Annotated in this window: 14 protein-coding genes; 5 read left to right on the top strand and 9 right to left on the bottom strand. The window is 68.8% G+C overall.

Going from position 1 to position 13,519, the window contains the following annotated elements; genetic code table 11:
* Positions 1-37 precede the first annotated feature (37 nt).
* Both fen and FY251_RS08310 read right to left on the bottom strand, forming a co-directional pair.
* Positions 38-1,018: a flap endonuclease-1 gene (gene fen, locus FY251_RS08315; RefSeq protein WP_148414308.1), complete on the bottom strand. Its 981-nt coding sequence runs from the start codon at positions 1,016-1,018 to the stop codon at positions 38-40.
* Between the two features lie 27 nt (positions 1,019-1,045).
* A complete protein-coding gene (locus FY251_RS08310) occupies positions 1,046-1,669 on the bottom strand; it encodes a GNAT family N-acetyltransferase (RefSeq protein ID WP_148414307.1) in 624 nt (207 codons plus the stop codon).
* A gap of 60 nt (positions 1,670-1,729) precedes the next feature.
* Between FY251_RS08310 and FY251_RS08305 the strand changes: the two genes are divergently transcribed.
* Positions 1,730-2,311: a class I SAM-dependent methyltransferase gene (locus tag FY251_RS08305; RefSeq protein ID WP_148414306.1), complete on the top strand. Its 582-nt coding sequence runs from the start codon at positions 1,730-1,732 to the stop codon at positions 2,309-2,311.
* A gap of 21 nt (positions 2,312-2,332) precedes the next feature.
* Positions 2,333-2,749, top strand: a complete 417-nt coding sequence (locus tag FY251_RS08300) for a DUF3054 domain-containing protein (protein ID WP_089777557.1) — start codon at positions 2,333-2,335, stop codon at positions 2,747-2,749.
* Between the two features lie 89 nt (positions 2,750-2,838).
* On the opposite strand, the gene FY251_RS08295 is transcribed toward FY251_RS08300, so the two are convergent.
* Complete coding sequence (locus FY251_RS08295) at positions 2,839-4,218, bottom strand: MFS transporter (protein WP_148414305.1); 1,380 nt, start codon at positions 4,216-4,218, stop codon at positions 2,839-2,841.
* A gap of 225 nt (positions 4,219-4,443) precedes the next feature.
* Between FY251_RS08295 and FY251_RS08290 the strand changes: the two genes are divergently transcribed.
* Both FY251_RS08290 and FY251_RS08285 read left to right on the top strand, forming a co-directional pair.
* Positions 4,444-4,692 (top strand): hypothetical protein, encoded by a 249-nt coding sequence (locus FY251_RS08290; protein WP_007273297.1) that lies wholly within the window; start codon positions 4,444-4,446, stop codon positions 4,690-4,692.
* A gap of 72 nt (positions 4,693-4,764) precedes the next feature.
* Positions 4,765-5,763: an ornithine cyclodeaminase family protein gene (locus tag FY251_RS08285; RefSeq protein WP_148414304.1), complete on the top strand. Its 999-nt coding sequence runs from the start codon at positions 4,765-4,767 to the stop codon at positions 5,761-5,763.
* A gap of 102 nt (positions 5,764-5,865) precedes the next feature.
* Here the strand turns inward: FY251_RS08285 and FY251_RS08280 are convergent, their stop codons facing one another.
* The 6 genes from FY251_RS08280 to rqcH form a co-directional block, all read right to left on the bottom strand.
* Positions 5,866-6,417 carry a hypothetical protein gene (locus tag FY251_RS08280; protein WP_148414303.1) on the bottom strand — a complete coding sequence of 184 codons (552 nt, stop codon included), beginning with the start codon at positions 6,415-6,417 and terminating at the stop codon, positions 5,866-5,868.
* Between the two features lie 181 nt (positions 6,418-6,598).
* Positions 6,599-7,033, bottom strand: a complete 435-nt coding sequence (locus tag FY251_RS08275) for a hypothetical protein (RefSeq protein WP_148414302.1) — start codon at positions 7,031-7,033, stop codon at positions 6,599-6,601.
* A gap of 89 nt (positions 7,034-7,122) precedes the next feature.
* On the bottom strand, positions 7,123-8,193 hold the full coding sequence (locus FY251_RS08270) for an mRNA surveillance protein pelota (RefSeq protein ID WP_148414301.1): 1,071 nt from the start codon (positions 8,191-8,193) through the stop codon (positions 7,123-7,125).
* Between the two features lie 66 nt (positions 8,194-8,259).
* Positions 8,260-8,955, bottom strand: a complete 696-nt coding sequence (locus tag FY251_RS08265; protein ID WP_148414300.1) for a DUF4013 domain-containing protein — start codon at positions 8,953-8,955, stop codon at positions 8,260-8,262.
* Positions 8,956-9,018: 63 nt separating this feature from the next.
* Positions 9,019-9,726, bottom strand: a complete 708-nt coding sequence (locus FY251_RS08260; RefSeq protein WP_148414299.1) for a DUF4013 domain-containing protein — start codon at positions 9,724-9,726, stop codon at positions 9,019-9,021.
* Positions 9,727-9,906: 180 nt separating this feature from the next.
* Positions 9,907-12,015: a ribosome rescue protein RqcH gene (rqcH, locus tag FY251_RS08255; protein WP_148414298.1), complete on the bottom strand. Its 2,109-nt coding sequence runs from the start codon at positions 12,013-12,015 to the stop codon at positions 9,907-9,909.
* Between the two features lie 108 nt (positions 12,016-12,123).
* On the opposite strand from rqcH, the gene FY251_RS08250 reads away from it, so the two are divergent.
* Positions 12,124-13,473, top strand: a complete 1,350-nt coding sequence (locus FY251_RS08250; RefSeq protein ID WP_148414297.1) for a hypothetical protein — start codon at positions 12,124-12,126, stop codon at positions 13,471-13,473.
* The last annotated feature ends 46 nt before the right edge of the window (positions 13,474-13,519 follow it).

Genomic DNA, 13,519 nt, shown 5'->3' with positions numbered 1-13,519 from the left:
ACGTGTCGGCGGGCTATCCACTCGGGGCGACCGCGGCCTACGTCCAGCGGTCGAGGCCGGTCTGCGTGACCGACTCCTCGATGCGCTCGAAGCCGCGGCGGACCTCCTCGGGGTCGACCTCCCACGTCTCGGTGACGAACTCGCGGGCGGCGGCCACGTCGGGGTCGATGTCCGTGTCGTAGTCGTAGTCGTCGGTGACCGGCGGGTCCAAGAAGAACTCGCGCACCCGGTCGGCGTTGGGGATGGTGTCGCCGCGGGCTTCGAGGACCGACCAGAGGTCGCCGTGTTCCGTGACGACTTTCACGGCCGTCTTCGGGCCGATGCCCGTGATGCCCTCGTTGAAGTCGGTCCCGCAGAGCATGGCGATGTCCACGAGTTGCTCGTAGGTGATGTCGTGTTTCGCCAGCGTCGCGTCGAGGTCCATCAGCTCGGGATTCCCCTTGCTCGTGAGCTGTCGGAGCGTGTAGGGCGCGCCGAACAGGAGCGTGTCGTAGTCCTCGCTTCCCACGTAGTCGGCGTCGCCCTTGCGGGCCATGTAGGACGCCTGCGCCTCACCCTCCGCGGGCGCTTCGACCACCGGCACGTCGAGCAGCGAGAGGAGTTCGCGGCTGGTGTCCTGAATCGTCTCGGTGAGCCGCTGGGTCCGGGCTTCCATCCGGGCGGCCTCGACCGCGTCACCGGCCTCGCGGGCCTCTTCGAGGCGTTCTTCGGCCTTCTCGCGCTGTTCGCGGCGCTTGGCCACCTCGTCGTCTTTCATCTCGGTGACGCCGCCGTCGAAGACGAACACGGGCGTCAGGTCGTGTTCGAAGAACTTGGGGAGTCCCTGGACGATGCCGACGAGGTTGGCGACCTCTTCTCCCGCGTCGGTCGTGTACTTCTCCGAACTCGTCCACTTGACCGTCGTCGTGAGATAGCGGTACAGCCAGTTGTGGGCGTCGACGGCGACGACGCTCCCGGCCACCTCGTCGAACGACACCTCGGAGAGCGCGGCGAGCGTCCGCAGGTCTGCGTTTCCCATTTGCTCGGCCTTCGGGGGCCGAGGGTTTCAATCGTCCGAGTGAAGGCCGTCGATTTCGGGGGGACTCTCTCCCTCGCGCGCCGCGAGAAACGCCCGCTCCGGGTCGCCGAGGTCGCGGGCGCGGTAGCGGTCGAGTCCCGACTGGTACGCCTCGCGGGAGACCGCGGCGGGCGCGTCGGCGGGGCGCTCCAGCACCAGCTCGGCGACGCCCGTCTCGCGACCCGTGAAGCCGAACCCGGCCTTGTGGCACGCCTCGTAGGCGAAGGGGTTGTTCGCGGCGATGCGAACCGTCTCGTAGCCGCGGTCGGCGGCGGCCGCGCAGGTCCGGCGGAGGAGGTCGGGGCCGAGTCCGTCGCCCCGGCGGTCCCGCCGGACCGTGACGTACCGGAGCCAGAGCGTCGTCGGGTCGGTCCGGTCCTCGTTGAACGCCACGGCGGCCACCACGTCCTCGGCCAACGGCGGCAGGGAGTCGGGGCCGCCGGTCGGCGCGGGTCGGTCGTCGTCGTCGAGCGGCGGGAGGGACGCGCCGGGGTCGCGGAGCACCGTCTTGCCCGTCGCCGCGGTGACGAACTTCCCCGCGTAGGCGAACCGCCGGTAGTCGAGGCGGAGTCGCGGCCCGTCTTCGGGCCACCCGAGCAGGTCGAACTCCATACGGCCGAACTGGGGTCGCCGCGCGCAAGAATCTTCCCCGTCGGGGTCGTGGCGTCGGCCATGCACGGCGCAGGCGACGTTCGGTTCTTCGACCGCTTCGCACCCGTCTACGACCTCGTGATGCCGCCCGCGGACCCCGGCGCGCTCGGCACCGCGCTCGACCGCGCCGACCGCCCCGTCGAGCGCGTCGTCGATATCGGCGGCGGCTCCGGGCGGGCGACCCTCGCGCTCGACGTTCCCGAGCGCATCGTCCTCGACCGCTCGGCCGGGATGCTCCGTCGGGCGCGCGAGCGGGGCCTCGACTGCGTCCGCGGCGACGCCCGCGGGCTCCCCTTCGCCGACGACTCCCTCGACGCCGTGACCGTCGTGGACGCCTTCCACCACATGCCGAACCAACGGGGCGTCGCCGAGGAGGTCTTTCGCGTGCTCGCGCCCGGCGGGGTGTTCGCCGTCAACGAGTTCGACCCCGAGACGCTCCTCGGGCGGGGACTGGTCGCCGCAGAGCGCGTCGTCGGCTTCGGGTCGGCGTTCGCCGCGCCCGACGAACTCGTGCGCTTTCTCGAACGCGTCGGGTTCGAGGCCGAGGTGGTCGAACGCGGCTTCGAATACACGGTGGTCGGAAAAAAGCGGGAAAGCCATTAGGGGGGCGACGAATCCACGCCTATGGCAACCTCGACGTCGTTCTTAGAGGAGCGACTCGATGCCGGGGCGTTACCCATCGCCGTGGGCGACGTGCTCGCCATCTTCCTCCTCGTCACCGTCGGCGTGATTCAGCACAACGGAGTGTCGTACCTCTCGGCCGACCCGGTCGGCTGGGTGCTCACCGCGGTTCCGTTCCTCATCGGATGGCTCGTCACCGCCCCGCTCTTAGGCGCGTACTCGCCCGGCGCGGCCGAGTCGGCGAAGTCGGCCGTCCCGCTCGGCGTCCGCGCGTGGCTCGCGGCGACCGTCGTCGGCATGGCGATTCGCTGGACGCCGCTTTTCGAAGGCGGCGTCGAACTCACGTTCGTCGCGGTCATGCTGGTGCTCGGCTCCGTCGCGCTCGGCGTCTGGCGGACGCTGTACTTCAAACTCGTCTGAGCGTCGACCGCCGAGCGCCGCGAACCGAACCGAAGAACTGACCGAACCGAACACGGATTTCCGTTCGACCGTCCCCGCCCGCCCCGGAGTCAGGCGGGCGTCGGCCGCCGTCGCAACAGCGTCACGCCGAGGAGCGTCGCGACCGTCGCGAACCCGGCGAGAACCAAGAACAGCGCCGTCGAGTCGGCGACGGTGAGGATGTAGCCGGCGATAGCACCGCCGAGCGCGCCGACGCCGAACACGCCGAGGTAGGTAAAGCCGTACGAGAGGCCCCGCAGACCGGCGGGCGTGTACTCCGCGACGGTCGCCTGATAGAACGGCTGGACCATGAACAGGAAGAAGCCGAGCAGCGCGCAGATGGCGAGAAGCGGGACGACGCCGAGGCTCGCCACCGGGAGGAAGGCGACGGCGATGACCGCGAGCGCGCCGAAGCCGGCGACGATGCCGCGTTCGGTCCTGATGCGGTCGGTGAGCTTGCCGCCGACGTACTGCCCGAAGACGCCGACGGTCAGGAGGCCGGCGTAGACGAACAGCTCCACGTCGAGCGTCGGCGCGCCCCCGGCCGACCCGGACGCGAGGTCGACGGGGAGGAGCTCGGAGACCGGAATCGGCTCGATGCCGATGACGGAGCCGAGGAGGTCCGGCAGGAACGTCGTGACGCCGCGGTAGTAGAGCCCCGAGAACATCACGAGCGCGAAGACGAGCGCGAACCCGCCGGCGAAGAGGTGCTTCGACTGCGAGACGAACTCGGCGAACGAGGAGACGCCCGCGCCGGCCTTGCTGTCGCCGCCGGGGTCGGTGTCGGTGCCGTCGTCGCCAGTGTTACCGCCCTCACCGCCGTCGGCGGCGGTGACCGCGGCCTGCTCTTCGAAGTTGGCGCGGGTGGCGAGCGCGGCGGCCGCGAGCGCCGGGAGCGCGAGCACGCCGGCGACGAGGTGCCAGTCGAAGAACAACAGGAGGAGCGCGGTGAGGAAGGGTCCGAAGCCGATGCCGAGGTTCCCGGCGATGCCGTGGTACGCGAATCCGGTCCCGCGTTCCTCGACGCCGGTGCTGATGAGGCGGAGTCCGGCGGGGTGGTAGACGCTGGCCGCCGCGCCCCAGACGACGAGCGCGAGGGCGACGACGACGAGGTTCGGCGACAGCGCGAGCAGGAGGAACGACCCGGCCATCCCGAGGAGACAGGACACGATGAGGCGCTTCGAGCCGACGCGGTCGACGAGGATGCCGCCGGGGAGCGCCCCGAGGCCGAACAGCGCGAAGCCGAGGCCGGTCATCACGCCCAGCGAGGCGGTCGTGACGGGAACCGACGCGAGACCGAGGTCGATGCTCGCGAACTCGCCGAGCCAGATGGCCACGAAGATGGGGATGGACAGTTCGTAGGTGTGGACCATCCCGTGGGCGAGCATCACCAGCGCGACGATGGAGCGGTCGTTGCGGTTCACGTCTCCGGCCACGGTACCGACTCCCATAACCGTGTGGAGTTCCGGCAGGCGACGCGAGTCCCGACGACTGTTCGTGCGAGCGGCACAACCCACAGTATCGCATTTGTGATGTTCTCTCGGCGAGCAACCCCGACGCAGTCCTGCGATTTTCAACTCATAAGTTATAGGAACGTTATCGAGAGGCCACGAAGAGAATATCAGTCATCTATGGGAAAGAATTATACCACTTACGTCCGTAGTATGGTATATATTATGACCGGATATTACGACTACATTCTTGGGCTCATCCCGCTCGCACTCCTCGGCATCACCGGCACGCTTACCGTCGCCGGGTTGCAGTTAACCACGGCAGTGCCGATGGCCGCGGGCGTGGCCGCGCTCCTCACCGGCCACGCGCTGTTCGTGAACGGGCCCTCGTCGCCGTCTCCGTCCCGATTCGACGAACACGCCGGTCCCAACGCCGCTGACGCGCCTTCTCCGTCGGTCCTCGACGCCGACTAATCCCCATCGCACGCCCGCCCGGCCGGTTCGCCGGCCCGCAGGGTTTTGACCGCAGGTCTCGTTTTTCCGACCATGACAGCGACGTTGTTCCTCACGAGCGACGAGGTTAGTGGACTGGCGACCCCGGCCGAGTACGTCGAGGCCGTCCGCGAGGGCTACAGACAGCGCGGCGAGGGCGCGCCGGCCGAACCGCGGACGAAGCTGTTCAACCGCGAGCCGCCGGGCATGCTCACCTCCTACGCGGCCGTGTTGCCCGAGACGGGCGCGATGGGCGGCTACATGTACTCCGCCGGCTTCGGCGCGGAGGACGCGTGGTTCATGACGCCGCTTTTCGACGCCGACAGCGGCGAGCCGCTGGCGCTCCTCGACGGCGCGAGCATGAACCCGTTCAAGACCGGGGCGGCGGGCGGCGTCGCCATCGACGCGCTCGCCCGCGACGACGCCTCGACGCTCGCGCTCATCGGGAGCGGCGCGCAGGCCCGCGGACAGCTCCGGGCCGCCGCGACCGTCCGCGACCTCGACACCGTCTGGGTCTACTCGCCGACGAAGGAGAGCCGCGAGTCGTTCGCGGGCGAGATGGACCGCACGCTCGACGCCAGCGTCGCGGCCGTCGCCTCCAGCGCCGCGGCCGTCGAGGGCGCGGACATCGTCGTCACGGCCACGACCGCCACGGACCCGGTGTTCGACGGCGACCTGCTCGAACCCGGCACGCACGTCACCGCGATGGGGCAGTACCACCCCGAAAAGCGCGAACTCGACGAGACGACCATCGAGCGCGCGACGTACGTCCCCGACCTCCGCGAGCGCGCTACGATGGACGCCGGGTCGTTCCTCGCCGCCGTCGAGGCCGGCGTCGTGGACGAAGACCACATCCACGCCGAACTCGGCGAGGTCGTCGCGGGCGTCGCCGCCGGCCGCGAGGACGACGAGGAGATAACCGTCTTCGACAGCGGCGGCACGGGCATCGAGACGGTCGCCGCGGCGCACATGCTCTACGAGAAGGCGCGCGAGGAGGGCCTCGGCACGACCATCGACTTCTCGCCGGCGAGCGAGTCGCTCACGGGGGAGTAAAACGGACAGAGGAATCTCGATTGGCGAGCGACGGCTCGCCGACGCAGTCGTCACGGCTTCGCGGCCGCGGAAAAACTGCCGGTGGCCGGCGTTCGTTCGCTCTCAGAACGTCGCCGGCCACGGACGGGGGAACGCTTCCGGCAGTTCGGTGTTTCCGGGCGCGTCCGCGACGCGTTCCGGAACGATCGGGCACAGGACGACAACACCGGGTTTCGACACCGTGACCAGTCCGTCGTCCGCCGCCGCCCGAACGTCTTCGACGTCGTCGAACAGCGCCTCGGGATAGTGCTCCGAGACGTACGGCGAGGCGACGATGTCGGCCACCGTCGTCCCCGCCGCCGTGTTGACGAGGTTGACGTTCCAGTGGGGCGAGTACCCGGCCTCTCCGGGGACGAATTCGACGACCTGTGCCTGCAACGTCCGGTCGCCGCCGATGAGGTAGATGTCGTTTTCTCCGCGTTCCGTCACACCCTCCTCCACCCCGTGAGCGACGTAGTATATCTCTGCTTCTTCGTACCACCCGTTCGCGACCGAGACCCCCGCCGCGGCGGTTCCAGCCCCACGGACGCCGAGGGCGAGTCCACCCACGAGCAGTCCGGTGGTTCGGAGGAACCGGCGACGGGTCGGGCCGTCGCGATGTTCTGTGTTCGTCATGGTTCACCTTCGAAATCGAGAGTCGGGGTCGGTCCCATTCGACTCGACGATTCGAGTGAACGAGGGACGAGAGAACAGATAGCGGTTTTTCGATATCTCGACCCACTCTGTGCCGGGTCTCTTCCAAATCCGGTGTGAATGTCGCCTCACTGTCGACACCGGGTCGCGTGTCGATACCGGGTCACAGCGTCACTCGTGCGACCCGCTCGGTGCCGACGAGGACGACCGGGACGAAAGCCAGCGCGCCGACACCGACGACCGCCGGGACGACGACGCCCGGCCAGAACGCCCCCAGTTCGGTCTGTGCGAACGCGCCGAGGAGCGCCGCCCCGCCGACGACGAGGCTGTAATAGGCCGACCGAATCGGGAGCGACGGCAGGTGACCCGGCCGCGGCCACGACCCGGTTCGGACGTAGCCGCCGCGGAAGGTGCCGACGGCGACGGCGCTCGCCGCGAGCGCGGTGAGGCCGGACAAAGACACCGCGGCTCTCGGAGTCGCGGCGAGCAGGAACCAGAGCGTCGGAATCGCCAGTACCGACACCTCCCACGCGGCGAAAAACACCTGGTCGAGCCAGCGGTCGACCCGCCTCGTCGCCTCCGAAAGCCCACTCCGCATCACGACTAGACGTGGGTTTCGGGCGGCTAAACGGTTTCTCCGGCGATGGAGGCGGTGGCGGCGATGACGGCGGTGGCGGCGAACGCGGTCTACTGCAGTCGGTACCGGAGGACCGCCGCGATGCCGCCGAGGTTCTTCAACTGCTCGCCGGGTTGGAACTCCGCGGAGAACACGGTGACCTCGCCGCCCTTCTGTTCGACCGAGTCGATGATGTCGTTGACGTCCACGTCCCAGTCGCCGTCGCCCTGTCGCTCCGCGCGGAGCCGCGAGTCGAGAAGCAGCAGGTGTTCGACCGCGCCGAAGTCGGCGGCTTCGGCGACCTGTTCGACGCCGTAGGCCGCCTTCGCGCCCGTCGAGATGTTCTCCATCAGCTCGTCGATGAGGTTGGCCTCCTCGGCGATGCGGGTCTGTTTCTGCACGTCGTCGACCGCGCCGCGCTTCAGCACCTCGTGGACGCCGCGGTCGCCGACGCCGGCGGTGTCGACGGTCGTGACGATGGTTTCGGCGACCGCGGGGAAGTTGTTCTCGAAGTAGTCCATCGCGTCGTTCTTCGTGAAGCCCGGGCCGGCGAGGATGATGGCGTCCACGTCGAGATGCGACAGCGCGGAGCCGAGTTCGTCGAACAGTTCCGAGCGCGGGCGAGCGTACTCGCCTTTCCCCGTCGGCTTCGTGAGCGAGGCGTACTCGTCGGTGCCGTACTGGGCGACGGTGTGGATGTAGGCCGCGCCCTCCTCGACGGTGGCGATGGCCACGTCGGGGTTCTCGGCGGCCTGTTCGGCCGTCTCGATGCGGTCTATCTGGTCGGCCTTGAAGTGCTTCTCGATGGTTATCTCGGCGCGTTCCTCGACGTTGAGCGTGTGGTGGTGGCCGAGTTGGTCCTCGCGGGAACAGGAGACGATGACGCCGCCGACGCGCAGGCGGTTGGCGAACCGCGCGAACTCCACGTCGTCGACCTCGATGGTGACGTTGAGGTGCTCGCGCTCGCCGCCGGTGTCCCGCATTTGCTCGTCGTCGCGCTGGATGCGGCGGGTGGTGTCGCCGGAGACGAGGTCACCCGGTTCGAGGACGTACGAGAGGTGCCAGAGGTCGTCGACGTTCTCGGGGACGAGCGTGATTCGCTCGCGCCCCTCCTCGCCGCGACCGCGGCTCGAAATGCGCATACACGTCCGGTCGTCGGGGAACGGAAAAGAGTCCTGCTATCGCGGTCACCCGCAATCGCCGCCGACTTACCACCCGGCCGATTGCCGGCCCTTGCCGGTGGCGTCGGCGAACCCGCGCGCCCACAGGTAGTACGTCATCACCTGCACGTAGAACAGGATGAAGAACCCGACGACGATGACCGAGAGGATACTGCCGATGAGGCCGAGCACGGCCGCGACGACGAGCGCGAGCAACCACGCGACGGCGTACTCGCCGGTGAACGCGCCCGAGACGATGGTCCGCACGTCGAAGCCGGCTCCGAGGTTCCCTTCGATGGCGAAGTTCGCCCCGGCGGCCGGCGCGAGGTAGGCCGCGAGGAGGCCGAGCGCGAACACGAGGAGGCCGAGGACGACCGAGACGATACCGAGCCCGACGCCGCCCGCGGAAGCCGCCGCCGCGCTCCCCGTCGCCGCCTCGGAGACGGTGAAGGTACTGACGCCGACGATGACCGTGAGGAGCATCGCCGGGACGACGGCCAAGAGCGCCCAGACGAACGTCACCACGAACAGCTTCAGGCCGTCGACGAACAGCCCGCCCCAGTCCGTGAACGAGGGGGCGGACTGCTCGCCGTTCGCGGCCGCCTGCATCGCTCTGACGAAGTAGCCCTGTAGGATAATCCCCGGGAGTATCAGCACAGAGAGCAGCCAGAGAACCCCGCCGATAATCGTCGTTGCGAACCAGTCGTCGCTTCGCTTGAGAAACCACAGCGCGTCGGAGAGCATACGTGGTCTCGCGGCGCTATCGGCTTAGATATTCCGTCGAAAAGTCGAATTCTCGCTGATAGTTCAGACGGCGGGCTGTTCGCCCGGGGTCTCGCCCTCGTCCATCATCTCGACGTCGTGGAGTTCGCCCCACGTCCTGCCGATGATGCAGTAGGCGGCGACGGCCGCGTAGAACGTCACGAACGCCCCGACGACGAAGCCGAGAATCGGGATGACGTTCAGGACGCCGACCACGATTGACGACGCGAACAGCACCGCGAACGCCGTGAGCCACGCGGTGGCATACTTGCCCGAGGTCAGGATGGGCCGGAGCGTACCGACGTCGAACGCCGCGCCCATGCGGTCGGTCTCGGCGTAGTTCGACAGCGCCGCGGGGATGAGGTACGCGGCGAGCAGACCGAGGACGAACGCGAGCAGGAGCCCCACGAGCGCCACGATGCCGCCGACCGCGCCCGCGGCGTCGGAGCCGCCGGCCATTGCGCCGACGATGCCGGCGAAGCCGAACACGCCCGCGATGATGAGCGGGACGATACTGTAGACGAACGCGATGGCGAAGCCTTTCACGCCGTCTATCGCCATGTCGCCCCAGTCGTCGAACACCGGAGGCTCCTCGTCGCCCTTCATCGTCGCGCGAACGACCCGAAGGAGATAGCCGATGACGAGGAACGTCGGGACGATGAGGACGCTCAACAAGCCGAGGACGCCGCCGATGAGGACCGTCTTTACCCAGTCCTCGTCGTTTCGAAGGTAATTGAGGGATTCTGAAATCATGATGTTTCACCGAGCGCCACCACCCACCCACCGGCCGTTCGACCGGATGAGAACCGCGGGTAGACACACGCGCTCGAAACTACATTACGACGAGAAAGTATATAATCTTGTACCCGATACGACCGAATAATTGAATATTAAGCCATCTAGCGTTCGGTTACCGGAAGACGGCGGCGACGTTTACTCGTCGACGATATCGCTTCCGCCCGGCGGGAGGAACTCCTGAATCTGGTCGGGTGATGCGATTTTTCTGACGAACGACTTGTCGGCGAAGCGCTCGCGGAGCCGGCGGTAGCACAGTTTCGCGGCGTCGTTCTGGGCGTACTGCCCCGGCGTGAGCGTCAGCGTCGTCTCCGCGCGCGCCTCGATTGCCGACGGCGGGCCGCCGATGACGCGCGTCTCGCCCTCGCACTGGATGCCGACCGCGACCTTCGCGGCCACGTCCTCGAAGTACTCGCGGTCGCCGCGGATGACGAAGCTCCCCTTTTCGATGTACTCGCCCGACTCGGGCGTCTTCGACACCTGCGACGGCTCGACCATGTAGGCGTCGTCGGCGAAGCGGCCCTCCTTCCAGATGGAGGAGTACGAGACGGCGAACTGCGCGGCCTCGCGGAGCGTCTCGTCGGAGAAGTCGACCGCTTGGGCGGGCTCGCTCGGCCCCGTCGCCTTCAGGAGCGTGACCGGTCCCCCGTGGGCCTGCGTGTGGAAAAATCGGTCGTGTTTGCTCATGTACTTCTTCACCAACTCCTCGTTCTGGTCGGCGTTGCGGCCGCCGACGACGAGGTAGCCGCTTGAGGTGTGGAACCACCGGAACCGCTCGAACCAGTGTTCCGTGGACTTGACGGGGACCGAATCGAGCGCCAGCCAGTCGGTCTCCTCGGGTTCTTCGTCCCCGTCGTCCTCGTCGTCCTCGCCGTCGTCGGCCTCCCACTCGTCGCGGCGGCGCTTTGCGGCCTCCAACTCCTCGCGGGTGTCCTCGATGGCGGCCAGCGCGCCCTCCTTTTTCTCCTCGATGCGCTTTGCCTCGGTGTAGAGGCGGTCGGCGTTCTTCTCGACGCCCATCGACACGTCGAGGGTGACGGTCGCGTCGTCGAGGTCGACGGTGACCGTCCCGTTCGCGCCGTCGACGTTCGTGACGGCCTCGGCCTCGGGGATGCCCTGTTCGGCACCCTCCGCGAGCGTCTCGCCGATGTCGTCCCACGGGACGCCCTCCTCGCGCGCGTTTCGGACGGTCGACAGCACGTCGTCGACGAGGTCGTAGTTGGCGTACAGCAGTTCGGCGCGCTCGCGCTCCTCTTGGGCCTGCTTCTCGAAGCCCTCGATTGCGCCCTCCTGCTGGTCGATGATGCGCTCTTGTTTGGCGATTTGCTCCTCGAAGTCCGGGCGGTCCGAGGTCGCCTCCTGCTCGTCGGCGGTCAAATCGAGACGGAAGAAGTACTCGTCGAGCGCGTCGTTGAACGTGTCGTAGGCCTCCTCGTCGAGCCCGGCGTTCTGGTGTTCGCGCAGCGGGAAGGGCGTCACGTCCACGACCTCGCCGTCGTCGTCGAGGTAGAGCCGCGGGTCGAACTCCCCGGCGCGAACCTGCTCGCGGAGGTCGACGATGGCGTCGTAGATGTCGTCGTAGTCGTCGTCGGTGGCGTCGGCGATGTCGAGGGTCTTCTCCACGCCGGCGCGGGTACACAGCTCCTCGGCGTAGAGGCCGCCGAGGTTCAACTGGGTGGCGAGCGTCCGCACCACGTCGGTGTCGGACTGCTCCATGTTCCGGCCGAGGGCGTCGCGGCTGACGGTGAGGGGGTCGAGCCGCGAGGCGGGGTACTCGTACTGCGACCCCGGCGCGACCGTCCGCGACTTGAGCCGCACCGTCTCCAGACTGCGGACGACTTCGCCCGTCTCGTCGAGCACCGCGATGTTGCCCTGGCCGAACAGCTCGACGACGATTTTCGTGTTCTCGTCGCCGCGCTCGAACGTGAACGTGAGGATGCGGTCGAACTCGTACTGCTCGACGCCCGCGAAGTCGGCCCCGCTGAGCCGGTTTCTGAGCATCATCGCGAAGTTCGGCGGCCGACCGGGGGCGTCCGGCACGTGCTCCTGTGCGGCGAGGTGCGCGCGCTTTATCTCGCCCACTTCGAGGAGGAGTTCGAGCCGACCGCGGTCGAAGTCCCGCATCTTGAGGCGAAGCAGGTCGTCGCCGTAGAGGTACGCCTTGTCGACCTTCGCGCCCTCGTACCGGTTCAACTCGGTGACGAGGGCCGCGAGGTCGACGCTCGTGAGTTCCCGCTTCGGGTCCATGGACTCGCTTTTTGGCGGCGAACGAAAAGGGGTGTCGTTTCCGCGGATGCGACGCCCGTCCGAATCGGGGAGAAGATTCTTGTCAATCAGTCCGAATGTGTCCGGTGAATGCGTCCTCGCACCCTCGCGCTCGGCACGCTCGCCCTCCTCGTCGCGCTGGCCGCGCTCCCCGTCGGGAGCGTCCCCGCCGAGGGGCGACCCCCTCCCGAAGCCGTCTGCGGCGTCTGCGGCGAGGCGTTCGAGGAGTCGGCCGCCGCCGCGGGCGTCCCGCTCACCGTCGAATCGAGCGCGCTCCGAGTCCGCGTCGGCGACGACGGCGTCGGCGCGTGGACCGCCCGCGTCGAACTCGACGACGGGTCGGCCGCGACGTTCCGCGAGAACCCCGAACAGCTCGACCGCGTCGTCCGCCGGACGTTCGAAGACCACCGCGTGGTCACCGACGACCGCCGACGCCTCGACACCCGGATGGACGGCGACACCGCGGTCGTGACCTTCGAGGTTCCCGGGATGGCGTCTCGCGGCTACGGCGACGTGCTGGTCGTGGACTACTTCCACGTCGACGGGGTCAGGGGCACGGTCTACGTCGACGCCGACCGATTCGCCGTGACCGGCCCCGAAGGGTCGTCGCTCCTCACCGCACCCCCCGGGACTCGGGCCAACGAGACGGCCGCCGTCTGGAGCGCCGACGACGGGGACGCGCCGAGCGTCGGGAGTCAGACGTACCTCACGTTCGGCCCCGACGCGGGACTGGCGACCACGGCCGCGGCCTACGCGAGCGTCGCCGCCGACGCGGGGCCCGGCGTCCTCGCGAACCTCGCGTGGGTCGCGTTCGTCCCGACGCTCGTGCTCACCGTCGGCGTGCTCCTCGTCCGACAGTTCGACCGCCGGTTCGACGACGACCGGGGCGCGCGGCGCTTCGGCCCCGTCGTCGCGGGACTCGGCGTCCTGTGGGGTCTCTGTCTCCTCGTCGTCCGGGCGTTCTCCGGGAGCGTCGCCGCGATGGCGTGGCTCCTCGCCCTCCAACTGGTCGCGCTCGGCGTCGCCTCGGCCGTCCGCCCCGGGGCGCTCGGGTTCCGTCGCCTCGTCGCCGCGACCGTCGGGCCGCAGGTCGCGCTCGCGGTCGCCACCGCGGTTGCGATGCCGGGGCCGAACCCGTGGTTCTCGCTCAGCGCGCTTGCCTTAGAGGCCGCCGTCGTGCTGTTTCTCCCCCTCGGCTACGCGGCCCGGCGCGACGGGAACACGCGCCCGCTGTCGCTCGCCATCGTCGCCGCGCCCGCGGTCTTCGCGCTTCCGCTGGTCCCCGTCGGCGGCTACGGCGTCCTGTTCGTCGGCCTTCTGCTCGTCGTCTGGGCGCTGGTGACGCTCGCGACCGGGTCGCTCGTCTACCGACTCGGCTGGGCGCTCGGCGGTGACTCGACGCGGGGGCAGGTCGACGACGGCACGCGAGCGACGGCGTAGCGCCCGCCGAAGCCGAGCGCGAACCCGAAGGCTCGCGGGTCCGACG

Source organism: Haloferax sp. KTX1 (assembly GCF_902410085.1).
Classification (GTDB): Archaea; Halobacteriota; Halobacteria; order Halobacteriales; family Haloferacaceae; genus Haloferax; species Haloferax massiliensis.
The sequence above is the reverse complement of the archived record's forward strand: the minus strand, read 5'-3'. Positions and strand labels throughout refer to the sequence as shown.

What these genes read in the sequence shown, in the direction of transcription:
- FY251_RS08270 (WP_148414301.1), bottom strand. Translation starts at nt 8,193, where the DNA reads ATGCGCATTTCGAGCCGCGGTCGCGGCGAGGAGGGGCGCGAGCGAATC.
- fen (WP_148414308.1), bottom strand. Translation starts at nt 1,018, where the DNA reads ATGGGAAACGCAGACCTGCGGACGCTCGCCGCGCTCTCCGAGGTGTCG.
- FY251_RS08290 (WP_007273297.1), top strand. Translation starts at nt 4,444, where the DNA reads ATGACCGGATATTACGACTACATTCTTGGGCTCATCCCGCTCGCACTC.
- FY251_RS08250 (WP_148414297.1), top strand. Translation starts at nt 12,124, where the DNA reads ATGCGTCCTCGCACCCTCGCGCTCGGCACGCTCGCCCTCCTCGTCGCG.
- FY251_RS08300 (WP_089777557.1), top strand. Translation starts at nt 2,333, where the DNA reads ATGGCAACCTCGACGTCGTTCTTAGAGGAGCGACTCGATGCCGGGGCG.
- FY251_RS08260 (WP_148414299.1), bottom strand. Translation starts at nt 9,726, where the DNA reads ATGATTTCAGAATCCCTCAATTACCTTCGAAACGACGAGGACTGGGTA.
- FY251_RS08275 (WP_148414302.1), bottom strand. Translation starts at nt 7,033, where the DNA reads ATGCGGAGTGGGCTTTCGGAGGCGACGAGGCGGGTCGACCGCTGGCTC.
- FY251_RS08265 (WP_148414300.1), bottom strand. Translation starts at nt 8,955, where the DNA reads ATGCTCTCCGACGCGCTGTGGTTTCTCAAGCGAAGCGACGACTGGTTC.
- FY251_RS08295 (WP_148414305.1), bottom strand. Translation starts at nt 4,218, where the DNA reads ATGGGAGTCGGTACCGTGGCCGGAGACGTGAACCGCAACGACCGCTCC.
- rqcH (WP_148414298.1), bottom strand. Translation starts at nt 12,015, where the DNA reads ATGGACCCGAAGCGGGAACTCACGAGCGTCGACCTCGCGGCCCTCGTC.
- FY251_RS08285 (WP_148414304.1), top strand. Translation starts at nt 4,765, where the DNA reads ATGACAGCGACGTTGTTCCTCACGAGCGACGAGGTTAGTGGACTGGCG.
- FY251_RS08310 (WP_148414307.1), bottom strand. Translation starts at nt 1,669, where the DNA reads ATGGAGTTCGACCTGCTCGGGTGGCCCGAAGACGGGCCGCGACTCCGC.
- FY251_RS08280 (WP_148414303.1), bottom strand. Translation starts at nt 6,417, where the DNA reads ATGACGAACACAGAACATCGCGACGGCCCGACCCGTCGCCGGTTCCTC.
- FY251_RS08305 (WP_148414306.1), top strand. Translation starts at nt 1,730, where the DNA reads ATGCACGGCGCAGGCGACGTTCGGTTCTTCGACCGCTTCGCACCCGTC.